Genomic DNA, 842 nt, shown 5'->3' on the forward strand with positions numbered 1-842 from the left:
CTAGAACTCATCTCAGAAATGGTGTCTCAGCAAAATCCTAATGCATGCCAGATGCACGAAGCCGATGTAGTTTTCAACCTTATACTCATAGCGCACTGCAATCCGGCGATAGCTCAGCAACCAGCTGTTCAGGCGTTCAACCTTCCATCGCCGCTTGTAACGTCGCAACGACCGACCGTCCTGCGTTTTAGGAGCGGTGCGATTGCTACGATGTGGAGCGATCATCTCGATGCCACGCTTAGCCAGTGCAGCATCCAACGAGTCAGAGTCATACGCCTTGTCGCCAATCAAGCGTTTGGGTTCATCCGCCACAAAACGGGCATCAAGCGTGGGCTCAACAAGCTGGGATTCATGCGGCGAAGCACTCGATACGTGAATGGCGATAGGAAGGCCAGAGCAGTCTGCAATTGCCATGATCTTGCTCCCTTTGCCACGCTTGGTTTTGCCGACGGCGGTGCCCCCTTTTTGGCTGGCACAAACGTGCCGTCGATAAAGCACTCGGCCAAGTCGATCTGGCCACGTGCATACAAATCCTCGGCCAGAACGTTCAGAATCTGGACGAACACTCCGGCCTTTACCCAGGCTTGGAAGTATCGGTGACAGGTCGAGCTGGATGGATATCGACTCGGGATGTCAGCCCAAGCCGCGCCAGTGCGCATGACCCACAAAATGCCGTTCATTACCTCGCGCGGGTTACAACGTGGCCGACCTCTGCCGTCAGCACGACGCGGAGGGACAGGGATAAGCGGTTCGATCAAGTGCCATTGTGCATCCGTTAAGTCCATCAGCGGTCACCTCTCTGCCAGGTGACCATGTTTTACCATTTTTGGGATGAGCTCTAG

General features: G+C 54.9%; 1 protein-coding gene. It reads right to left on the reverse strand.

Annotated elements, in window-relative coordinates; genetic code table 11:
* Positions 1-12: 12 nt before the first annotated feature.
* A protein-coding gene (locus NW818_RS07800; RefSeq protein ID WP_414424249.1) for an IS5 family transposase occupies positions 13-788 on the reverse strand; the annotation gives its coding sequence in 2 pieces (ribosomal slippage) (positions 13-455 and positions 455-788; 777 coding nt in all).
* Positions 789-842 lie beyond the last annotated feature (54 nt).

This window comes from Synechococcus sp. R6-5 (genome assembly GCF_047461775.1).
GTDB lineage: Bacteria > Cyanobacteriota > Cyanobacteriia > Thermostichales > Thermostichaceae > Thermostichus.